This window comes from uncultured Slackia sp. (genome assembly GCF_944321625.1).
Lineage (GTDB): Bacteria > Actinomycetota > Coriobacteriia > Coriobacteriales > Eggerthellaceae > Slackia.
In genome coordinates this window covers 16,294-34,905 of sequence record NZ_CALUMA010000091.1, presented here as the reverse complement: position 1 = coordinate 34,905, position 18,612 = coordinate 16,294, and the positions used below count along the sequence as shown (strand labels likewise).

Below are 18,612 nucleotides of genomic sequence, written 5' to 3'. Positions count from 1 at the left end.
CCGCGTTTCGCGCATTTCCTCTTGTTATAAGCATAGGGATCCTATATTTCTGCCCAGCCACTGAGCCCTGCGACATCAAGGGTTACCTTATCTCCAGGAGTCGATTGCGACACGCGTGAAACCGACTTGCTCAGCCACGCAAAAAACTCTTTGAACTTAAGTCCCTGAAGCTTCAAAGGAAGACGATTCGGAGAGAAACGTTGCAGAGTTGCCATGTCAGCCCTCTCCCCGATGCCAATAGGGAATACGGTCAGTTTACGGCTCTGAACCATTTGCGACACGCGCGCCACCTGCTCGTCGAGGATCTGCGAACTGCCACCTTCCGGATAACCATCCGTCATCAAGACGAGCCATGGTTGATAGTAGTCCACGCCGTTATCGCGGTATTTCTTCTTTCGTTCCTCGAGAACATCCAGGGACTTTTTCACCGCCTCGCCCATAGGAGTCAAACCAGAAGCTCGAAGGATAGGAGGATTGGGCTGTACATCCAACGTTTGAAAATCGGTCTCCACCTGCACAGGGCCAAAGGTCACAATGCATATCTCGGCAGAATATCGCGCAATCTCATCGGCATACACCTCTTCGTAAAATGACTTTACGCCGCGATTGAGCTCTTCAATTGGCGCCCCCGTCATTGAGCCGGAACAGTCCAGACAAAGAACCACGGGAACGCGCGGCGTCGGGTTGTCCAGCAGGTCGTCGAATTCGATGATCCTATCCATTGTTTTTCCTTTCTCTAACTATTGTTTTGCCAAATCAAGCATTATTCAACTGAAGCGGAGAGTCTCAGCTGGGGCCAAATAAGATTGTGCTGGCAAGCCAACAAATAAAAGTCAATCCGCAAATGAGTAAATAGCCGAACACACAGTAGATACACCCACACCCATCACCGGATGCCCCCTTCTTACCCGAAGAGCCTCCTGCGTTTTTCCCGTCGACGAGGGAAGATGAACTACCCAATGAAGAAATCTTCCCAGAGGCCACAGAAACTATTTTTGAGTTGGGCGTGCCACTCCCGCTCTTTCCTGAAGCATTTCCCTTGGTTACCCCAATGGCAGAGGTGGATACTACCTTCGAAGACGAAGGGCATCTTTTATTCACTGAAACAGAAGCAGATGCTGATGTCCGGGACGAAACGGACGCAGATGGAGAAGGCTTAGCAGCATGGATGCACGGCGTAGTTCGGCAACCCGTATTTCTGCACACATCACACTTATTTCGTTTGAGTCCCGTTTTTTCCTCCCAAGCATGTAGGCTTGTTGACACGGGAAAAAGCTTCTTGCAATTCACGCATTCCCTGTGCGCATACACTTTATCTTTGCAATCATCGCAGTACGACCAGTTAGCAGGAATCCAATTTTCCCCGCAAAATGGACAAAGCTTTTTCTCTGAATGATTATTGGATGCGGTTTTGTTTGATAAGGGAGCTCGCTTCTTCGCCTTATCGCATTTTGAACAGAAGGGCGAGTAGTGTTCGGGGTCAGGAGCATAGAGTTCCCCGCATTTCTTGCACTCCCTCAGCTTCAGTCGCGTAGGAAAAACGTCCATCGCCATTGGATCGCGTTGCATCATAAGGCCTATGCTGTGACGATACTTCTTGAATATTTCAATCCACTCATCTGGGTAGTACCTGTTTTGTGGTTCAAAATGCTCCTCCCCCTTCTTGAACGTCTCAAAAAACGCGAGGCGCATGTCGTATGACATATGGCTCCAAATGAATCCCCATTTCCCAGGCGGAGTCTTGTCTGTATCCTTCTCTTTATGCGGATACGGGAAAATTCCCTCTTTGATATTATGACTCGGACTTTCTCCGCCCACAGCTGAATAGGGCGGCTTTCCGGGAAGCATGATCATGAAGAGAAGCGTCGCGATAGCAAAATTTTCCATCTGCTTCGTGCGAAGAAACGTATCGAATTCTCGCCCTCCAACTTCAGGCGCAGTGAAATTATCTGTTCCTACAGGGCAGGGATATCCTTCGATTTGATAGCTATCGCAGTCGACGAAATACACCTCGGACGGCGATTTAACAAGAATATTGCCTGGGTTGATATCACCTACGATGACGCGACGCTCATTGAGGTAGCAGAACTTCTCAAGGATGGTTATGCATAAATCGATGGAGTCTTTGCGCGTCCACTTGGGAAACTTCTGCAAAAGCAGTTTTGGTTGGAATATCGATTTCCCTAGCTCAACCCCTTGGGCTTCCCTCATCAAATAGCCTACGAATTCACTGCTGCTATTAAAAATGAGAGCCTCAGGAAAACAAACGCCTACGCAATTGATAGGCTTGCTTATCATGATGCTCAACTTTTCTAATTTGTCCGTCGTAAGCTTTTCACGTCGATAGATCTTGGCGACATATCCTCGAATATTCGTACGAAAAACCGCGCCCTCCCCGCCTTCTGCCATTTTATCGAGGAGCATTATTACCCGCGAGTGCTCGGAATCCTTTGCTGTAACTTTCTCATTGGCAATGCTTCCTTTTTCAATGTTGGAGCCAGGAAGAGGTCCCGTAAGATGAATGAGAGTCCCGTGGTTTTTAAGTTTCGTAACCTTTTTGAATTTCTCCTGCTCAGGAACAGGAATTGCATAAGAACCGCCCATTAATCTTGCCACCACTTTCGAGTTTGAACGATATTATGGGCACCTTCTGAACTATGTTCCCTGTTTACACGGCGATTCTTGTTAAAACCGCCTTTTGAACCGCCATTGGAGTTAAGCCCAAAAGCTTCGAGCGCACCGTTTTTCGCTATTCGTTTCACGTCGAGTTTTTTGTTCGAATGAACAGAGCGAAACTGCGAGATTGAGAAGAGATCGCATGCAAGACCTCTATCTTGCGTGATGAACAGCAAATCCTCTCGCGTCCTGAATTTCAAAGCCACCGATAACAAAATCGCATCGGCAAAAGGATCGTTGGCATCACCAACAACTTTGATTGCCTTATTCCCTATGAGCATCGAGAGAATCTTCAAGATGTGGTTTGCCCGGAGAGCTAAGCTCTCATCTTCCCGACCCTGGAATTTTAGAAGCTCTTCGTAATTCCGCGCCGGAAGAATGATTTGTCCTCGTCCGAACAAAGAGCTCAGCTCATGGTTCCAGAAACGCGCTTCTTTCTCTCTCGAATAATCGAAACGCTCCGGAGTGCTGCCTCGTTGCACCCAGCATGAGTCCAGCAGACTACAAGTATCAAGGAAGATGAACACCGTACTCACCTAGATTCTGAGTCCATCGATCTACCATAAGCAGCTTTGAAGCTCTCAATGAGACCATCGACGTTGGGAGATCGCACATCGTCGATATTGTACTTGGGGGTTTCGCCCTCTTCGTTCTTTTCGCGAATCATATGAGCGATGTCGCGCTTAACCTCCATAGCCCTGAGCACGAGCTTGAAATAATCAGGCTGCTCATTTTGCTCCGCATGGCTCAGAACGAATTCAATCATCTCCTTGTCAATGGCTGATATATCTATCGTGTAGACAATCCTGTCGTTATAGTATCCCTCTTTATGCGGCGGCAGCCATTCCGGTTTGAGATTACCCAAGAGCTCATAGATTTGACGCTCCAAAACGCCTGCATCATCGGGTGCGCCGTATTTATCAACAGGAGGTAGCTCATCTTCGCTGGAGGCGAGCACCTGCTCTTCATCAGGAAAGCCTTCCGTCTCGAGAACGGATTCCCATACGCAATCAGCGGCGGCGATTTCTTTGTCGTTGAACTCCTGCGCTTTGCTTTCCTGCTCATTCATGGGTTCTTCCATACCTATTACGTCTCCATCATTGACGCAAGCATCGACCACTTCACCCGCAAGAGCAAAAGAAGCATCCTGCTTTTGCTCTTGCGCCATAGTGGATGCCCCACGCGTATCATTGCCGCTCTCATCTGTGAGTTCGTACCAACCAATGATCTTTTCCATGAGTTGCTCCTAGCCAAAATCCCAATTACGCTTGCAGGAACCACGTACAAATCCGAAAGAATCAGAATCACGTCCTTCGGACTTACTTTATTTTCCTACAAGCTATTACCCAAGTACAGAATATGCCGGAGTATCCACTGCCATTTCCCAATGGAACTTGGTCCACTATGCGATACAAGCCTCTGGCGAACGCATGGAAGTTAAGAATCGCCCTGATCGCGATTCAGTTTGGCTCATTACCAGCAATGGCAATCGCCACCGCCTAATATCAGCCGATGAAGGTCGGTAGCATATTCCCAATATCAGAGAATCCTTTCACATTCCTTGATGGGCTATCTAGACCACGGAGGCGGGGAAATATGGTCGAATAATGCATCCAGGACAGCCAAGATTGCCATCGCAATCAACATCGCAATCCCGGCGCCAAAACCCGCGCACAAAAGCCACCCAGGAAAATCCGTTTTGCCGATGAAGCCCGCAGTATGCCCGCAGCCCTATTCGCACTCACCGATGAAGCCCAGATAGCACACGGCTTCATGGGTGACGGCGGGTTTGTAGTCATTGTTGGAAACCTGCTTCGTTTCAGTCTGGGGTTCAGAGTACAGATGGCCCCAGTCTCCTAGCGAGCCGACATAGGTCCATTGGTTTCCCTTGGACTGCATGTCTTCGATCATGGCCTTGTAGTCGCTGCATAGCTCCTCGGAGGGATTGTAGAACTTAAAGTTTGCCACTGGCCTCAAAAACCCGTCAACCTCATCAGGATTGTCGAAACGCGCTTGGCTGCGAAATTGAAAACCCGCTTTACTTTCACTTCCGCTCCCATACCCGAGCGGCTTTGTGCACTCGCGATTGTATTCCGCTATGTATGCATTCGTGCATTCCTGCCAGCTCTGACCCACATAGCAGACCGGCTCGTCGTCCATGTGCACAATGTATTTCCCCGTCTCGTACGTCTCGGTATGAAACGTCTCGGGCTGCTCCGGCACGTCCACCTTCGTCCAGTGGCGCGCCGTGGCGAACGCGTAGACAACCACAGCAGCAAGCACTAGGCACACCGAAGCGTTGGCGATAAGGACGATCCTCGCCCTCTTAGAAAGGCCTTTCTTCTTGGCAAGCTCCTCCTCGAGCGCAGCAAAGCGCTTCGCCCCGCAGTTGCGGCAATACTCACCCTCGCCCAATTCTTGCCCACATTCCCTGCAGTACATCAAATCCTCCTCTATGCCGCAGATGACGCAGGCGCGCATGATGCGCAGCCCTCTGTTAATCCACGCCTATTCGGTGTCGTAGAACATGCCAAACGCCAGGTATTGCTCTGCTGAATCAACCATGCATATGGCGGAAATCCCAGAGCCATCGCCCATTTCATCCACTATCCACACGGCACCGTCTTCTGCTCTGTATGTGCATGCGTTTGCGTCCACTTTCACAAAAGAGGCCTTATCGCTCAAAAGCTTCTCGCCCGAGGTTGTTTCCGCATTCACGAACATCTCGTAGTCAGCGATTTCTATCGTTCCGCTTGCTTCGCCGCTCTGCTCCACTTCAAATGTTTCGGAATCAATCAAATACGCCGCATCGATTCGCCATGTTCCCTCGTACGGATTGTCCCAACCGTGGGAGTCGCTCTCTGCGGAACTTGAATCCCAGCCACGAGAGCCGTCCTGTGCGTAACTCGATGCGGAAAAATAAATCACCGCTGCAAGCCCCAGAATCGCAATCGCCACCATCGCGATTGCGATTACCGTGTCTAACAATTTGGATCGATTCTCTGCCTCCGAATCAACCTCTTCCGCAGAAACGCTATCTAGTTCAGGAGCCTCATGCCACGATACAGCAGCACTTGATTCAACTTCTTGCTGCTCGGCCGCTTTCGCATCTGGCTTTCTGAGCGATGGAGTCTCAGCCACAACCGGCATTGCGGTTGCCGCGTCAACGGCAGCGACAGATGAGGCAGGTTCACCCGAAGACGCACATTCGGTTTCAGCTGGTGGCTGGGACGGTACGGAATTGGCAGATGCATCCGACCGTTCGGCTCCGCAGTAACGACAAAACTTGCTTTGGCCCATCTGTCGCCCGCATTTTCTGCAATACATCGCTCTCTCCCGTCCGGCTCACGCCGCCATCGCGCCCTCAACAAAAGCGTCTTGATCGATTAAATCCAGCACAAACCCGTCGTAGCGCATTCCCTGGCTGTACAACGTAGGCACATGCTCCAAGTCATTCGGCGCTTCCTCGTTTGCCCGTACAAGCATCTGCGCCTCGTCCTCGATATCAGCCTTTGACCAGGCGAGACCGGTATGCATATTCATCCACGTAAGCACGTCGTCCTCAGAAAGAACCGTCCAATCGGCCTGATATTCGAAGAGTGTCGACTCCATGCCCTTGAAAGCCTCGGGGTGTTCTTTTGAAAGCTTGAGCATGTACGCAGAAACCACCTCTTGCGTGCTGAACGAGCCGCCTTTATCCAAGAAGTGAAGGCGCGTGGTATAGCCGAATGCAAACGAGCGCTCCATCTGCCGATGCAGCTCGGCGCAATACGGGCATGCGTAATTCGTGTACAAAACGAAGCCTTTGCCTGAATTGATATCGCTAGACTTCGAGATATGCTCGAAATCGCTCACATCGAAAAGCGTGTCATCAGATGCATTTTCCGTGCCGCTCCCGCCTTGGGTGCGCAAAAGCGAAACCAAGCAGGCGATAAGCGCAACATTGACGCACGCCAGGACGATTGTCGCTGCGATACCTTGTCGCCTCGTAAGATTCATGGCGCAGCCTCAACTACGCAAGAGCCGAAGATGCCGCACTCGAAGTGCCCGTTTGAGAGGAAAGCTTCATCCCGCAGTTCTCGCAGAACACGCTGTCCTCGGGGAGAATGCTTCCGCATGAGGGGCAGCGCAGCTGGGTGTCTTCTGCGAGAGCAGAGGCTGTTTTTGTGTTGTCGTCACCCTTGTCCGGAGAGGCATTCGTGGAAGCTGGCGCGATGATATCAAATCGCTCGCCGCAGTATTCGCAAAAACGGCCATCAGGCGGCAGAGGCTTTCCACATGACGGACACGGCCGCGCAGACGCCGATACCGCCTGCTGCGAAGCAGGACCTTTCCCCCACTCGTGCATCGGCATGGGATCCTCGCGATATTTGTACCAAAGATAGATGCCCAAACCGGGAATATACGAAGCAAGAGCTGCTACAAGCAACGCCCAGCCAAACAACGAAACGCCGTTGTCGCCGTGGGTTTTTGCCAGTCGATACGCCGTTCCATATCCAAGAGCCACCTGAATCCAGTACAGGACACCCCAAGCAAAAAGCAGGATGATGACAAGATCTTCCATATGCGCCGCCTTGCACTCGTTTTCTCAACTCGTGCAAAGGATAGACCGGGAATTCCTTCGTCATTTCCCAATGGGCACGTCGGCATTAATGCCCCGAAGCACACTCATCGCGTTTTATCGTCTGCTCCCCTCGGGAATACTAAGCAGCTGGAGCAAACGGAGCACAGCAGATTGCCATACGGGTTCAAGAGGCCCATCAACCAACCGATGGCCGACTCACTTTGCCAACTCATGCCTTACACTTCGACCAAATCGTCCGGATTGCCCTCATATTCTTTGCCGCATTCGCTGCATATGTACGTATCGTCTTTCAGATTGTGGTTATACATGTGGACATGTCCGTCGTTTTCCTCATGTTCATAAGAAGATTCGGAAGACGACATGCGATCCCTCAACGCATCGGCGCTTTCCGAGGATGAGCATCCCGGCAAAATCGTTAAACCGAATACAAAAGCAAGACATACGCCAACAGCAAGCAGGCGGTTGAAGTGCGCCTTCCTCATCTCGAGCAGCAACTCTTTACGCATCATCATTGAAATCTCCCCATCTCGTATAATTAGCAAAACAGTCTGACGATGTTGCGTTAGCATACTGCAGAGACACCGAATCCGTTTCCCAATCAAATCACGCAACAGTGCGTTTTTGGCATTGCGTGTGCCATTTGCTTCCACAGTCTGCGAAATTTAACCTCCTCACCTACAAACAACCAGCCCCATGCTCTCAAGAATCCCGAGGATGCCCCGCACGGCATCGCGGTCGTAGTCCTTCTCGGCCTCGGGGAGCTCGTCGTAGGGGACCATATCGGAGTGCAGCCTGCGCTCGTCATCGCGTCGCTCGCCCCACGTCCAACCATGGGCGCGGCGCTCCTCCATCCACCGCTCATGTTCGAGACGCGCCAGATACTCCGTCTCCTCGGGCGTGAACTCCACGATGCGCTTGGAAGCCGGCACGTCTGCGACGTTTGCCAACCGATAGCCCAAAACCCTCACTTTGCGGGGAATATCGCGCACCTGAGCCGCGTTCGACTCCTGCAAAAGCGCAGGCTGCGCGTCGAAATCCTCGTACTCGGGCGTCCTTCCCTGCTCCCGACAAAGCTCGCGCCACCGCTCATACACCGTCTCGCGCGCCACCTGCTCAGCCGACGCATTGACGGCGCTCTCTTGCCAGCCATCGATGCGCTCCCTGTCGCGCGCATCCAAAAAGCCGCCATGGCATATTTCCATATGGATCCTCTCAGAAAGTCGCAGGTCGGAAAAGCGCACGTCATCCACGCGCGCAAGCGCCAGCAACGCGCCCAGCGGCTCGACGTCTTCCGCCCAGTTCAGCATGCGCACGACGGGCTTGCCGCTTCCCGCATATGAGAAATACGGCAGAGCCGCGGCAGCGCCCGCAGTGCCCTCAAATGTCCGCACAGCATCAAGCGCATCGCCCACGCGCAGACGCTCGCCGCAAGTCAATTCGTACTCAAACGCGGCCAGATACCCCAAGTCGCGCACCAGCGATGACGGCTCCACCGGCACTTTTGCGCCACCACCCGCCGCCTTGCCAAACAAAGCGAGCTCATAACGCGCAACCGCGGCGGGAACGTCAGTACCCCAATGCGCCGTGGCCAGTTCGTGATCGATGAGCGTCGCATGAATGTCTTCGGGAGCCGGTCCGAAACGGCGCACGCACGCATTCGCCACGCGGATGTCACGATGGAACAACCCCGCCTCATGGAGGTTGAGCACCTGCACGCGAATGTCGAATGCGATTTTCGCATTCTCTCGCGCGCGCTCCGCCGTGCCCAAAGCGCAAAGCGGACGTCCCCATTCGGGATGCTCGCCCGTGCCGGGCACCACTGCACCTTCGAAAAGCGCCGCCTCAAGATTGGCCCCCGCATCCTCCTCGAGTATCGCGGGGCATTCGGCCCCATCCAACAGCGCCCGCGCCGCGAACTCGAACACCTCGGGCCCGCTCCCCAAAAACGCCGCACGCGAAAGGGACGCGGCCTCGGCACCGTATGCGGCCACCTCATCGGGGGCGAACACCACCGCCACGGCATCGCGCCGATGCCCCGCCGCATCGACGAATTGCCCGCGAAATATCCTCTTACGAGGAGACGAAACCATCGGCTTGACCGTATCGGCCACGAACCGTCCCGATTCCGCGGCAACGGAAAGCGCGACGCCCCTTTGCCGCAAAGGCAAGGCCGGCCTCATCGTTTTGGTTTGCTCCATGGCCCTGCCCTTCTCCCTGCAATTCGACTGCCCTGCATAATACAGAATGCACAAGGCAGTCGGCAAAGGGAGTATTACACGCTAAACAATCTCAAAGCAAGAATTGCACAGATTGATGATATCGCCGCGGCGAAGCTCGAGTTCATCGACAATCTCCACCGCCTCGGGGCTCACGCCAAGGATGGGCGCCCAAGCCTCCACGCCGATATCATCGTCGTTTTTCAGCACGTAATACATCTCCGACCTGCCACTTTGACGTAAAACGTAGCTCCCGTTCGTAGAGCCCAGATCGCGCGCCACAAGCTCCTTTCGCCCGGACTCGTCCACCTTGACCGATATCTCCACGTGATAGCGGGAGTCGCCGTCGCCCTCGCAAATGCGACCGTGGCCGTCATAGCATCGCGTTGCGATGAACGCGCCGGTCATGTCTTCGTATTGGGCGGTGTAGTCGCTTGGCGGCAGCGGCGCCTCTTCGTCATACACGCTTCCGATGACCTTCCACAAACAGCTCGAACGCACGTCTTCCATGACGATGCGACCCACGGTTTCCACGCCGCGGTTTCGGTACCGCCTGCGCAAGTTGACCTCGCCGCACATCCCTTCGCGCATCTCGTCGATGCTGCCCCACAAGCGCGGCACCCGCTTGAGCGCCGTATATTCCTCAACGCGCGGATTCACCACTTCTTTGGGGCCGAATATCGAGCAGATGACCACGTTCCAGATGAGCTGCGACTTAGCCAAAAGCCCTCGTGGGAACGAAGGCGAATCTTGAATGCGATCGACCGACAGCTGAGACCTGTCATACATGCTCACAAGTTCGGTGATGGTATATTCGCCCAGTTCAGATCCATCGTAATCTATGTCCTCCAAATAGGCGGACTGCGCACGCTTGACCATCACCGTGTATGCGTCGTGCTTGTATCCCCCATTTGCGCTCGAATACCCGCAACGTTCGAACGACTCCTTCATGCGCTCGCACAACTCAGATATGGCACTCTCGTCATGCCAGATGAGCAACGTATACAGGGGGTTTATTTCCTTGACGCACCAGAGGGGAATGAGCATCTTGCACCTGTCGAGAACAGCGCGCTCATTGCCGCCGGGGGTCCGCGCCAAAGATGAATAGAACTCCGCTTCCGATTTCATCTCGGCGATGAAGCCATCAAGCGCCCCATCGCGCTCCTCCGAACCGTCAACAAGAGCAGGACGAAACTCTTCCATTGTCGCAAGGAACTTATCAAGCCTGTTGCGGCTCGATTTGACCAGGGGAGGCCAATCCTTGGCAAGCTCGTTGATAACCGCGGCATCGGTTTTCTGTCGCAGGTTAAGCGGATTTGAGTCCTTTATGGTCTTGAAAGCGTCAAGACACGCGAATAGCGCTTTGTCGCCATCGGAAGACGAAGAGAAAAAGCCTTTTTCAAACAGGCAATCGCCCAGTCGGTAGTACAGATAGTTGCAGTTGAATATCCAACGCTCGACGTCTTTCTGCTCGACGTTTTTGCGCTTTCCCACCTCGAACGAGTAGAACGGCGCAGATTCCTTCGAGTTCTTTCGTATCCAATCGGTCAGAAATTCCGTCAGTACGTTGACCGGCTTTTGCTCGTTCTTAGGCTCCATTCCGTCCTCACTCCACCACCGCGCGGCGCAGACGAACGCCGCTTCGCTGCAACGCCTTGCGATCGCGCTTCGAAGAAACGCGCACGACACGCTCTATGACCGCCACCGCCACATCGCCATGCACCCCATAGCATTTTGCGGCTTCGGCAAGATAGCGAGCGGCATCCTGCGGAGCACCAACGCAATCGCGGCAGATGCTCGACATGCTCATCAGGGGAACGCTGCGCCAGGCTCCTCCGGTCATGAGGCAGAGCCACTCGCCCGGGTTCACACGCACGCGACTCGCGCCGTATGTCCCTCGTTTGGGAGCCCCTGCCCTTCCGGCACCCAAACACTCGGTCACGGCATTGCTTCCCCATCCTGAACCGCCGATGGGCTTCGCGGCGCCTTTGCCCACGGAAAAGCCCAGCGTATCGCCCGCCGAGCACACCTCGATGCTTCCATCACTGCAGAATTTTCCCACAAGAACGGTGGTTCCGCCGCTTTCCACCAAAAACGAGGCGCGCGAGATAAGGCGACCGGCTCCTATGAGCGCATCTTCGGCATTGAGGCCCGCTCGCAAAAGGCGGGAGCACTCCCATACAGCAAGCTCTGCCATGGGTCGTCCGCCGCCGGGAACATCGCCCACGCCATCGCAGAGTACAAAGCCCTCTTTGAAGAAGGCCATGCGGCTTTCCGCGAGGCCGTCGCTCGAGGAGGCCACGCTGCACCCGCCGCAAAGATACTCATCCAATTCAACGGTTACCGTATGCATCATCGCAGTATCGCTTTTCGCTTTCGCAAAACTTCCTATACTCCCATCACTGAGAGCATGGTAAGCCACGTAAAGCTACGTTGTTTCCCAATGGGCGTCGCTTCATTTTCTCGCAAATCCCAATGGAGAGTGCGCCGCGGAATGCCGTATGAAACCGTTAAAGCTTTGTTTCCCCTGAATGCAGCGCTTTATGCCTGGCTTGCAAGAGATTTCAGATCATCAAGGGAATAATAGGGCATGCACCAAATCTCGTTGTCGCCCTGAGCGAACACCAATCCGTTTTTCGAAGAGACGGCTCTGCCTCCCCCTATTTCGCATTCAATCTCGCATGTCATTGCCTGTCGGCCCTGCTCGCCGGAAGCGCTAAGCTCGGAAGACGCCGAGCCAGACGCATCGCCCGCGCCGAGCGAAAGCACCGTCGTCCGAGGGTTGAGCCTGCCGTCAAGCAATAGCAAAAACACCTTGTCGCATGACTCTGAATACTTCACGTCCCCAATGGTCGAAAGCGATTCCGAGCTTGTTAGGCGCACGCCTGTCTCCTTGTCGAAAAACACGCATACGCCGTCCGAACTCTGAGCGAAGAGATAGCTCCCATCTGGCGAGCTCGACAGCAGGCATCCCGCCGTCGAATCGAACTCCGCGGACCAAACGCATGACCCGTCCTGAATGCTGAGCGCGCGCAGGATGCCGTCGTCGCACGCCACGAAGACGAGGTTCCCATCAGGTGAAACGGCGGTGAATTCACCCAGCGAATCGGCGTCGGCCACCGAAGCGCCGTCAAGGCCGTCGCCAAGAAGCGCAAGCGTTTCGTCATAAAGCCGCACGTCTCCGCCGGCATAGCTCGCCAGCATGCCTCTCTCGGGAAGAGGCACGATATCTGCCAGGGGCACCTCATTGGTTGCCGTGAATTCAATGGTCGTTTCCAGCGATGCCGCGTCAACAACGCCTATGTATCCATAGGCTGGAATGCGCACCACAAAGCTTCCGTTGCGCTCGTCGGATATGGTGCATTCTTCGAAGTCGTCACCCTCTCGAGCATATTCCCACGTCCACGAGCCTAGAATGTCGTCCGTTACGACATCGAGCGCCCAGATATGCGGCGGGGCGCTCTCCGACCCCTTGTCGCGCAGATACACAACGCGCGGATCGGTTTGCGAGAACGCCATGCTCGTGTTGTCGATTTCCCAAGATTTGATGCCCAATTCCTCGCAGTTCACGACAGGCTCGCTCTCAAGCGTGGCGGTGTCGGTCACCATGAGCACACCGTCCTGCGACTGCCACGCGACACGAGACTCGTCGCAATTGAGGGAAATCGAGCCGCCCCTATCGTTTCCAATAAAGACGCTATCGGGAGAATTCGACGCATCGACATACTTGGTGACGAGGGCTTTTTCGCGATTCTCTGCCGCAAGACCGACGGCATACATGTCGCCTTGGACCCGAGCAGGATATACCGCCCACACGTCTTCGGCAAAACCGCCAAGCGAGCATGTGCGAAACAGAGAGTCGGAGGCGATTGGAAACTTCACCTCAGTGCATGCTCCATCGAACGACCAAGCACGTATCGTCAGAGCACCGTCGCGATCGTCTATATCATACGCAACTATGGGGGTGTCGCCCTCTAGAAGCGGCGTGCTCGACCCATCGTCGGTCACATAAGCAAAGGCATCGTTTCCTGCAGTAACGAGGAACAGGCTTGCTCCTGCCGCCTCAAACGCAGACACGCGCGACTCTAGCGCCACTGGATTCGTCGAGGAGTCGCCGGAATACGCCTCCCATTCTCTCTCGTCGCTCCATATGAGCTCAAGGGTTTCGCAGTCGAATGCCTCGATGGTGACGCGCGTCGAAGGAGAGCGCGTCTCCAGGGCCTCTTCGCTCGCGCCCACCTTGATAGATTCCGTTTCATCAGCGGGGCTGCTCGTCACGCAAAGCGCATCGCCTCCGAATGCGACATCGGTCACCATTTCGCTTGCAGCCTGCACCGTAGCGCTCGCCCCGTTGCCCAAATCCACAAGGACGACATCGCACCCCGAAACGATCGCCGCACGCGCACCCTTGTCATCAAACGCCAAGAATTGGCCGGTACCAAGCGCAATATCAAGAGGATATTCGTCCTTCACTTCACCCGTATGCATATCCACCATGAGCAGCGAGAACGCCTTATCCGCAACAAGGCTCAACATGCCAATTGTCTTGCAATCGGGCGCTTCCTGCATATCCCAAAGATAGCCCACTTCTTCTTTCGTTTTCGCCCAGCGCAATTCGCCGCTCCCCGCATCGAAGCATGCCAAATCCGCCGATTCCGTCATGCAAATAAGCACGTCGCCATAGGCATGCATGCTGTCTAGGAAAGAGCCGTCCGACGCTTCGCCCAACGCGTCTTCGAGAGCCGCAGAATCCAAAGTCGCAATCTCGTCGCCCGTTGCGATATCGCATATGGAAATATCCTCTAGCGACTCGCAGAGCGCGAACCATCCGCCCGTTGGCGATACCGCGAGATTCGACCCGATATCCTGAATCCCCTCTTTGGTATAGCACGACTGGAATCCCGAGGCGGCAGGGTACATGCCCAGCGATTCCGCGAGCATGACATGCGCCGACGCCGTTGATATGCCCGCTTGCTCTGCGGCATCGACCGATTGAAGCGCCGATCGAATGGCGCTTTTCCTGTCACCGGATTCCAACGAGGCATGGGCATCTGCCGCGTATTGTTCAGACTGAATGATCAGATTTTCACGATTCGCTTGCTCGATTGATACATGCTGCGCAAACGCAAACATGCCGAAGGCACCCAAAGCCACAGCGACGCACAGGCCACCGACAACAGCACGTTGCATGATTCGAGTTTTCTGGCGCTGGATGAGATCATCCGGACGACACCCGATAAGTGCCGCGCGGATGCGTGCCGCCTCGATGCGATACTGTCTTGCCGTTTTGCCTTCGCGGAAATCCGCAGCCACCGGTTCATCGGACGTTATGGTGTTCGCATCCATCGGCAAAGCCGACGAAGAGGACTCATACAAGACGTTCGGAAAGCTTTCGACAGGCTCGCCATCAGCCAGCACCACGAACACGGATTCTCGCCCGTGTAGCGAAATGAAAGTCTCAATCTCGGCAGACACCCAGGTGGATTTCGGCGTTTCAGGAGAGCACACAACGATGAGCGCCCGAGAGATACGGAGGGCCTCTTTGATTTGCTCGCTGAGCGCGCCGCCGGCAGGAAGCTCGTCCTCGTCGCGAAACGTCTTGCCGAGCTTCGGGCGCCCCGCCTCCTGGCGCAGCGCAACGGGAATGGAAAAGTCCTCGATAGCCCGCTGGACGCGCTTGGCGACAGCGGTATCCTTCGGCAGATGCCGATAGCTTATGAACGCCTCGTACATGAACGAATCGCCCACTTCAACCGACTCGAGCTCGTGCGTTGCGTCGGACATATCCGTCGTCCTTCCCCATGCATAGTGTTTTCGGTCATGATGATACCCTAAGATGCACAGGCAAAATCGTGCGCACGAAAAAGGGCGTCCAACGACGCCCTTAATGTAGTTAATGGCAATCCCTTACAGGAACCTGTAGCTTACGGTGCGCAGGCCCCAGTCGTAGCAAGAGCTAGCACCGAAGGCCTTCCACACACCCGGCTGCAAATCCAGCGAGCGGGAGCCGCCGCCCATACCGCCGCAGTCATTGACCACGGCGATCACGGTCATACCGCCGTAGCTGATCTCTACGCTGCGACCCAGGTAGGAGCGATAATTGGGCCACGACATAGGAATGGCCACACCCATGGAGCTCTCGGTGACGATAGCGCCCGTGGCGGTGGTGCCGCCCAACGTGCCGTCGCTCTTGGAGCCGTACGCCGAAGCGATGCCCGTCTGCCAGCCCGAACCGGGATCGGTTGCCTGATCGCCGCCGGAACCGCTCGAGCCCTCGTTGCCGCCCGAAGAGCTTCCACCGGACGTGCCGCCCGTAGAACCGCCGTTGGAGCCATCGCCCGCAGGCTGCTCCTCGGAGGCGGAACCCTGGTTATCAGACTCGGTGCTCGCAGGCGTTTCCTGCGCGGCAGCCGCGGCTTCCTGCTGAGCCTTGAGCTCTTCGGCCTGCCTCTGCAGCTCGGCCAGACGCTCCGCCTCGCGGCGCGCGGCCTCGTCCTCGGCCTTTTCGAGCTGCGCCTGCGCGCCCTCTACCACCTGAGCAGCCTCTTTGCTCTTCTGGTCGGCCTCGTCAAGCGCCTTCATCTGGGCGTCCTTCTTGGTGTTGAGATCGTCCAGAGCGGTGGTGAACTGCTCCTCGAGAACCTTTTGCTCCTCGATGATTTTGGCCTGAGCGGCCTGGACGGATTCCGCATACTGCAGGTTGTCAATCAGGTCATCCAAGCTCTGCGACCCAAAAATGACCTCCAGCAGGCCGATGCCGCCGGTCTTGTACTCGTACGACATCACTTCGCCCAGATGGGCACGCCCTTCCTGCATGGCAGTCTGGGCATCCATGACGCCCTGCGTAGCGTCATCGATCTGGCCCTGGAGCTCTTCCACCTGGGCCTCAAGTTGCGCGTGTTCCTCGGCGATTTGCGCCATGCGCGCCTCTGCTTGATCGAGCGCCGCCTTGGCGTCGCTCACCTCGTCGGCGAATGCGGGATGCGCCGTCGCGACGGGCATGCAAAGCGTCGCCGCCAGCGTGCACGCGAGAAGCCTGGGCGCTAACGGCAGCGTATGTATGTTCTTCAGAGCTTTGATGGCGGACTACTTTCCTCGGGGGACAGATACAGGCCTCGGCGGCGCCGAGACAATCAACGAGCCGGCACGTTCGAAGTGCCGGCTCGTCAAATGCGCTTATCGGGCGCTGCCCACGTACGGGGTCTTGTCCTTCAGCAGCACGTCGTGCGCGCCGCCCTCAACGATAGAGGTGGAAGACACCAGCGTGAGCTTCGCCTTGTCGCGGAACTCAGGGATAGTGAGCGCGCCGCAGTTGCTCATGGTGGATTTGATCTTGAGCAGCGTAACCGCCATGTTGTCTTTCAGGCTGCCGGCGTAGGGCACGTAAGAGTCAACGCCCTCTTCGAAGGACAGGCTCTTCTTGCCGCCCAGGTCGTAACGGCCCCAGTTGCGGGCACGCGCAGAACCCTCGCCCCAGTACTCTTTCATGTAGTTGCCGTTGACCAGCACCTTCGCCGAGGGGCTCTCGTCGAAGCGGGCGAAGTAACGGCCCAGCATCACGAAGTCGGCGCCCATGGCCAGAGCCAGGGAGATATGATGGTCGTACACGATGCCACCGTCGGAGCAGATGGGCACGTAAATGCCCGTCTCCTCGAAGTACTCGTCGCGAGCCTTGGCGACCTCGATGGTGGCCGTAGCCTGACCGCGGCCGATGCCCTTGGTCTCACGCGTGATGCAGATGGAACCGCCGCCGATACCCACCTTCACGAAGTCGGCGCCAGCCTCGGCCAGGAAGCGGAAACCGTCGCGATCGACCACATTGCCCGCGCCAATCTTGACGGAGTCGCCGTAGCGCTCACGCACCCACTCGATGGTCATCTTCTGCCAATCAGAGAAGCCCTCCGAGGAGTCGATGCAGAGCACGTCAACGCCGGCCTCCACCAAAGCGGGAACGCGCTCGGCGTAGTCGCGGGAGTTGATACCCGCGCCCACCATGTAACGCTTCTCGTGGTCGAGCATCTCCAGCGGGTTTTCTTTATGCGAATCGTAGTCCTTGCGGAACACCAGGTAGGCCAGGCAATCATTGGCATCCACCAGGGGCAGGCTGTTGAGCTTGCGCTCCCAGATGATGTCGTTAGCCTCGGACAGTGTGGTGTCGGCGGGGGCGGTAATCAGCTTCTCACGCGGGGTCATGAACTCGGACACCTTGAGGTCGAGCGGCATGCGGGACAGGCGGTAATCGCGCTCAGTCACCATGCCCAGCAGCTTGCCCGTAGCGCTGGCACCGGCGGTGACGGGCATGGTGGAGTGGCCCGTCTTCTCCTTAAGCTCGAGCACCTGCTCAAGCGTCATGTCGGGAGAAAGCGTGGCGTCGCTCACCACGAAGCCTGCCTTATAGGACTTCGCGCGAGCCACCATAGCGGCCTCGTCCTCGATGGACTGTTTGCCGTAGATGAAGGACATGCCGCCTTCGGTTGCCAGGGCCACAGCCATGCGGTCGTCAGACACGGCAGCCATGATGGCGGACACCATGGGCACGTTCAGCGAGATGGGGCATTCCTCCTCGCCCTTGCGGTAGCGCACCAGCGGCGTTTTCAAGCTGACCTTGGCGGGAATACAACTGGCCGGCGTGTGACCGGGAACCAAGAGGTATTCATTGAAGGTGCGGGAAGGCTCTTCGTAATAAAACGCCATGTGGCTACTCCTTCGTGTTGACGGGCTCGTCGCTCGTGTGGCCTGCATACATAATCCGATAATTATAATCGCCATTCACGAATGCGACCACCATGCCGCCAAAAAACAAAGGTCAGGCACCACCTCGCGGCACACATTCGCCATAACTTTAGGCGGGTGGAGCGAAAAGCTGAATTTAGATGGCCTCAATACCGCGCAATACTTGGTCGTTTCAAATTTCGGATAAAAAATCGAGAATGTTTGTGGTTTGCGGACGCTTTTCAGGAGTCGTGAAAACCGTGACCTGGGGTTTTAATCGAGCCATCGTTGAAAAAAGCTGTCCAAGCCCTCAAATAAGGCGATTTCGCACAAACATTCTCGATTTTTTTACCGATTTTCGGAATAGCCAAGTATCGGCCGGACGAAACCACGGTTTTCCGCCGCGCGTGCTACCATGCGAAC

Annotated in this window: 15 protein-coding genes; all 15 read right to left on the bottom strand. The window is 55.6% G+C overall.

Annotated elements, in window-relative coordinates:
• Positions 1–41 precede the first annotated feature (41 nt).
• On the bottom strand, positions 42–722 hold the full coding sequence (locus Q0J60_RS08165; RefSeq protein ID WP_294440429.1) for a VWA domain-containing protein: 681 nt from the start codon (positions 720–722) through the stop codon (positions 42–44).
• A 64-nt stretch (positions 723–786) separates the two neighbouring features.
• A complete protein-coding gene (locus Q0J60_RS08160) occupies positions 787–2,604 on the bottom strand; it encodes a hypothetical protein (RefSeq protein WP_294440428.1) in 1,818 nt (605 codons plus the stop codon).
• Positions 2,604–3,203, bottom strand: a complete 600-nt coding sequence (locus tag Q0J60_RS08155; RefSeq protein WP_294440427.1) for a hypothetical protein — start codon at positions 3,201–3,203, stop codon at positions 2,604–2,606. The genes Q0J60_RS08160 and Q0J60_RS08155 overlap by 1 nt, the downstream gene beginning before the upstream one ends.
• Positions 3,204–3,208: 5 nt before the next feature.
• Entirely contained in the window at positions 3,209–3,913 is a 705-nt protein-coding gene (locus tag Q0J60_RS08150; protein ID WP_294440425.1) for a hypothetical protein, read from the bottom strand.
• A 494-nt stretch (positions 3,914–4,407) separates the two neighbouring features.
• Positions 4,408–5,118 (bottom strand): hypothetical protein, encoded by a 711-nt coding sequence (locus Q0J60_RS08145; protein WP_294440424.1) that lies wholly within the window; start codon positions 5,116–5,118, stop codon positions 4,408–4,410.
• 66 nt (positions 5,119–5,184) lie between these two features.
• Entirely contained in the window at positions 5,185–5,826 is a 642-nt protein-coding gene (locus Q0J60_RS08140; protein ID WP_294440422.1) for a hypothetical protein, read from the bottom strand.
• Positions 5,827–6,021: 195 nt separating this feature from the next.
• Complete coding sequence (locus Q0J60_RS08135; RefSeq protein WP_294440419.1) at positions 6,022–6,675, bottom strand: thioredoxin domain-containing protein; 654 nt, start codon at positions 6,673–6,675, stop codon at positions 6,022–6,024.
• 13 nt (positions 6,676–6,688) lie between these two features.
• On the bottom strand, positions 6,689–7,240 hold the full coding sequence (locus Q0J60_RS08130) for a zinc ribbon domain-containing protein (RefSeq protein WP_294440417.1): 552 nt from the start codon (positions 7,238–7,240) through the stop codon (positions 6,689–6,691).
• Positions 7,241–7,476: 236 nt separating this feature from the next.
• Complete coding sequence (locus tag Q0J60_RS08125; RefSeq protein ID WP_294440414.1) at positions 7,477–7,773, bottom strand: hypothetical protein; 297 nt, start codon at positions 7,771–7,773, stop codon at positions 7,477–7,479.
• Between the two features lie 159 nt (positions 7,774–7,932).
• Entirely contained in the window at positions 7,933–9,459 is a 1,527-nt protein-coding gene (locus tag Q0J60_RS08120) for a RyR domain-containing protein (protein WP_294440412.1), read from the bottom strand.
• An 81-nt stretch (positions 9,460–9,540) separates the two neighbouring features.
• Entirely contained in the window at positions 9,541–11,076 is a 1,536-nt protein-coding gene (locus Q0J60_RS08115; RefSeq protein WP_294440408.1) for an FHA domain-containing protein, read from the bottom strand.
• 7 nt (positions 11,077–11,083) lie between these two features.
• The gene (locus Q0J60_RS08110) at positions 11,084–11,833 is read right to left on the bottom strand and encodes a hypothetical protein (protein ID WP_294440406.1); all 750 of its coding nucleotides are present in this window, start codon (positions 11,831–11,833) and stop codon (positions 11,084–11,086) included.
• Positions 11,834–12,018: 185 nt separating this feature from the next.
• Positions 12,019–15,261 carry a toll/interleukin-1 receptor domain-containing protein gene (locus Q0J60_RS08105; RefSeq protein WP_294440404.1) on the bottom strand — a complete coding sequence of 1,081 codons (3,243 nt, stop codon included), beginning with the start codon at positions 15,259–15,261 and terminating at the stop codon, positions 12,019–12,021.
• A 123-nt stretch (positions 15,262–15,384) separates the two neighbouring features.
• On the bottom strand, positions 15,385–16,479 hold the full coding sequence (locus tag Q0J60_RS08100) for a peptidase (protein ID WP_294440402.1): 1,095 nt from the start codon (positions 16,477–16,479) through the stop codon (positions 15,385–15,387).
• Between the two features lie 174 nt (positions 16,480–16,653).
• Positions 16,654–18,171, bottom strand: a complete 1,518-nt coding sequence (locus Q0J60_RS08095; RefSeq protein WP_294440400.1) for an IMP dehydrogenase — start codon at positions 18,169–18,171, stop codon at positions 16,654–16,656.
• Positions 18,172–18,612 lie beyond the last annotated feature (441 nt).

Bases quoted from the DNA above. Each gene is read 5' to 3' on its own strand.
- Q0J60_RS08145 (WP_294440424.1), bottom strand. From the start codon at position 5,118: ATGTACTGCAGGGAATGTGGGCAAGAATTGGGCGAGGGTGAGTATTGC.
- Q0J60_RS08140 (WP_294440422.1), bottom strand. From the start codon at position 5,826: ATGCCGGTTGTGGCTGAGACTCCATCGCTCAGAAAGCCAGATGCGAAA.
- Q0J60_RS08095 (WP_294440400.1), bottom strand. From the start codon at position 18,171: ATGGCGTTTTATTACGAAGAGCCTTCCCGCACCTTCAATGAATACCTC.
- Q0J60_RS08165 (WP_294440429.1), bottom strand. From the start codon at position 722: ATGGATAGGATCATCGAATTCGACGACCTGCTGGACAACCCGACGCCG.
- Q0J60_RS08105 (WP_294440404.1), bottom strand. From the start codon at position 15,261: ATGTCCGACGCAACGCACGAGCTCGAGTCGGTTGAAGTGGGCGATTCG.
- Q0J60_RS08135 (WP_294440419.1), bottom strand. From the start codon at position 6,675: ATGAATCTTACGAGGCGACAAGGTATCGCAGCGACAATCGTCCTGGCG.
- Q0J60_RS08130 (WP_294440417.1), bottom strand. From the start codon at position 7,240: ATGGAAGATCTTGTCATCATCCTGCTTTTTGCTTGGGGTGTCCTGTAC.
- Q0J60_RS08150 (WP_294440425.1), bottom strand. From the start codon at position 3,913: ATGGAAAAGATCATTGGTTGGTACGAACTCACAGATGAGAGCGGCAAT.
- Q0J60_RS08120 (WP_294440412.1), bottom strand. From the start codon at position 9,459: ATGGAGCAAACCAAAACGATGAGGCCGGCCTTGCCTTTGCGGCAAAGG.
- Q0J60_RS08160 (WP_294440428.1), bottom strand. From the start codon at position 2,604: ATGGGCGGTTCTTATGCAATTCCTGTTCCTGAGCAGGAGAAATTCAAA.
- Q0J60_RS08115 (WP_294440408.1), bottom strand. From the start codon at position 11,076: ATGGAGCCTAAGAACGAGCAAAAGCCGGTCAACGTACTGACGGAATTT.
- Q0J60_RS08110 (WP_294440406.1), bottom strand. From the start codon at position 11,833: ATGATGCATACGGTAACCGTTGAATTGGATGAGTATCTTTGCGGCGGG.
- Q0J60_RS08125 (WP_294440414.1), bottom strand. From the start codon at position 7,773: ATGATGATGCGTAAAGAGTTGCTGCTCGAGATGAGGAAGGCGCACTTC.
- Q0J60_RS08100 (WP_294440402.1), bottom strand. From the start codon at position 16,479: ATGCCCGTCGCGACGGCGCATCCCGCATTCGCCGACGAGGTGAGCGAC.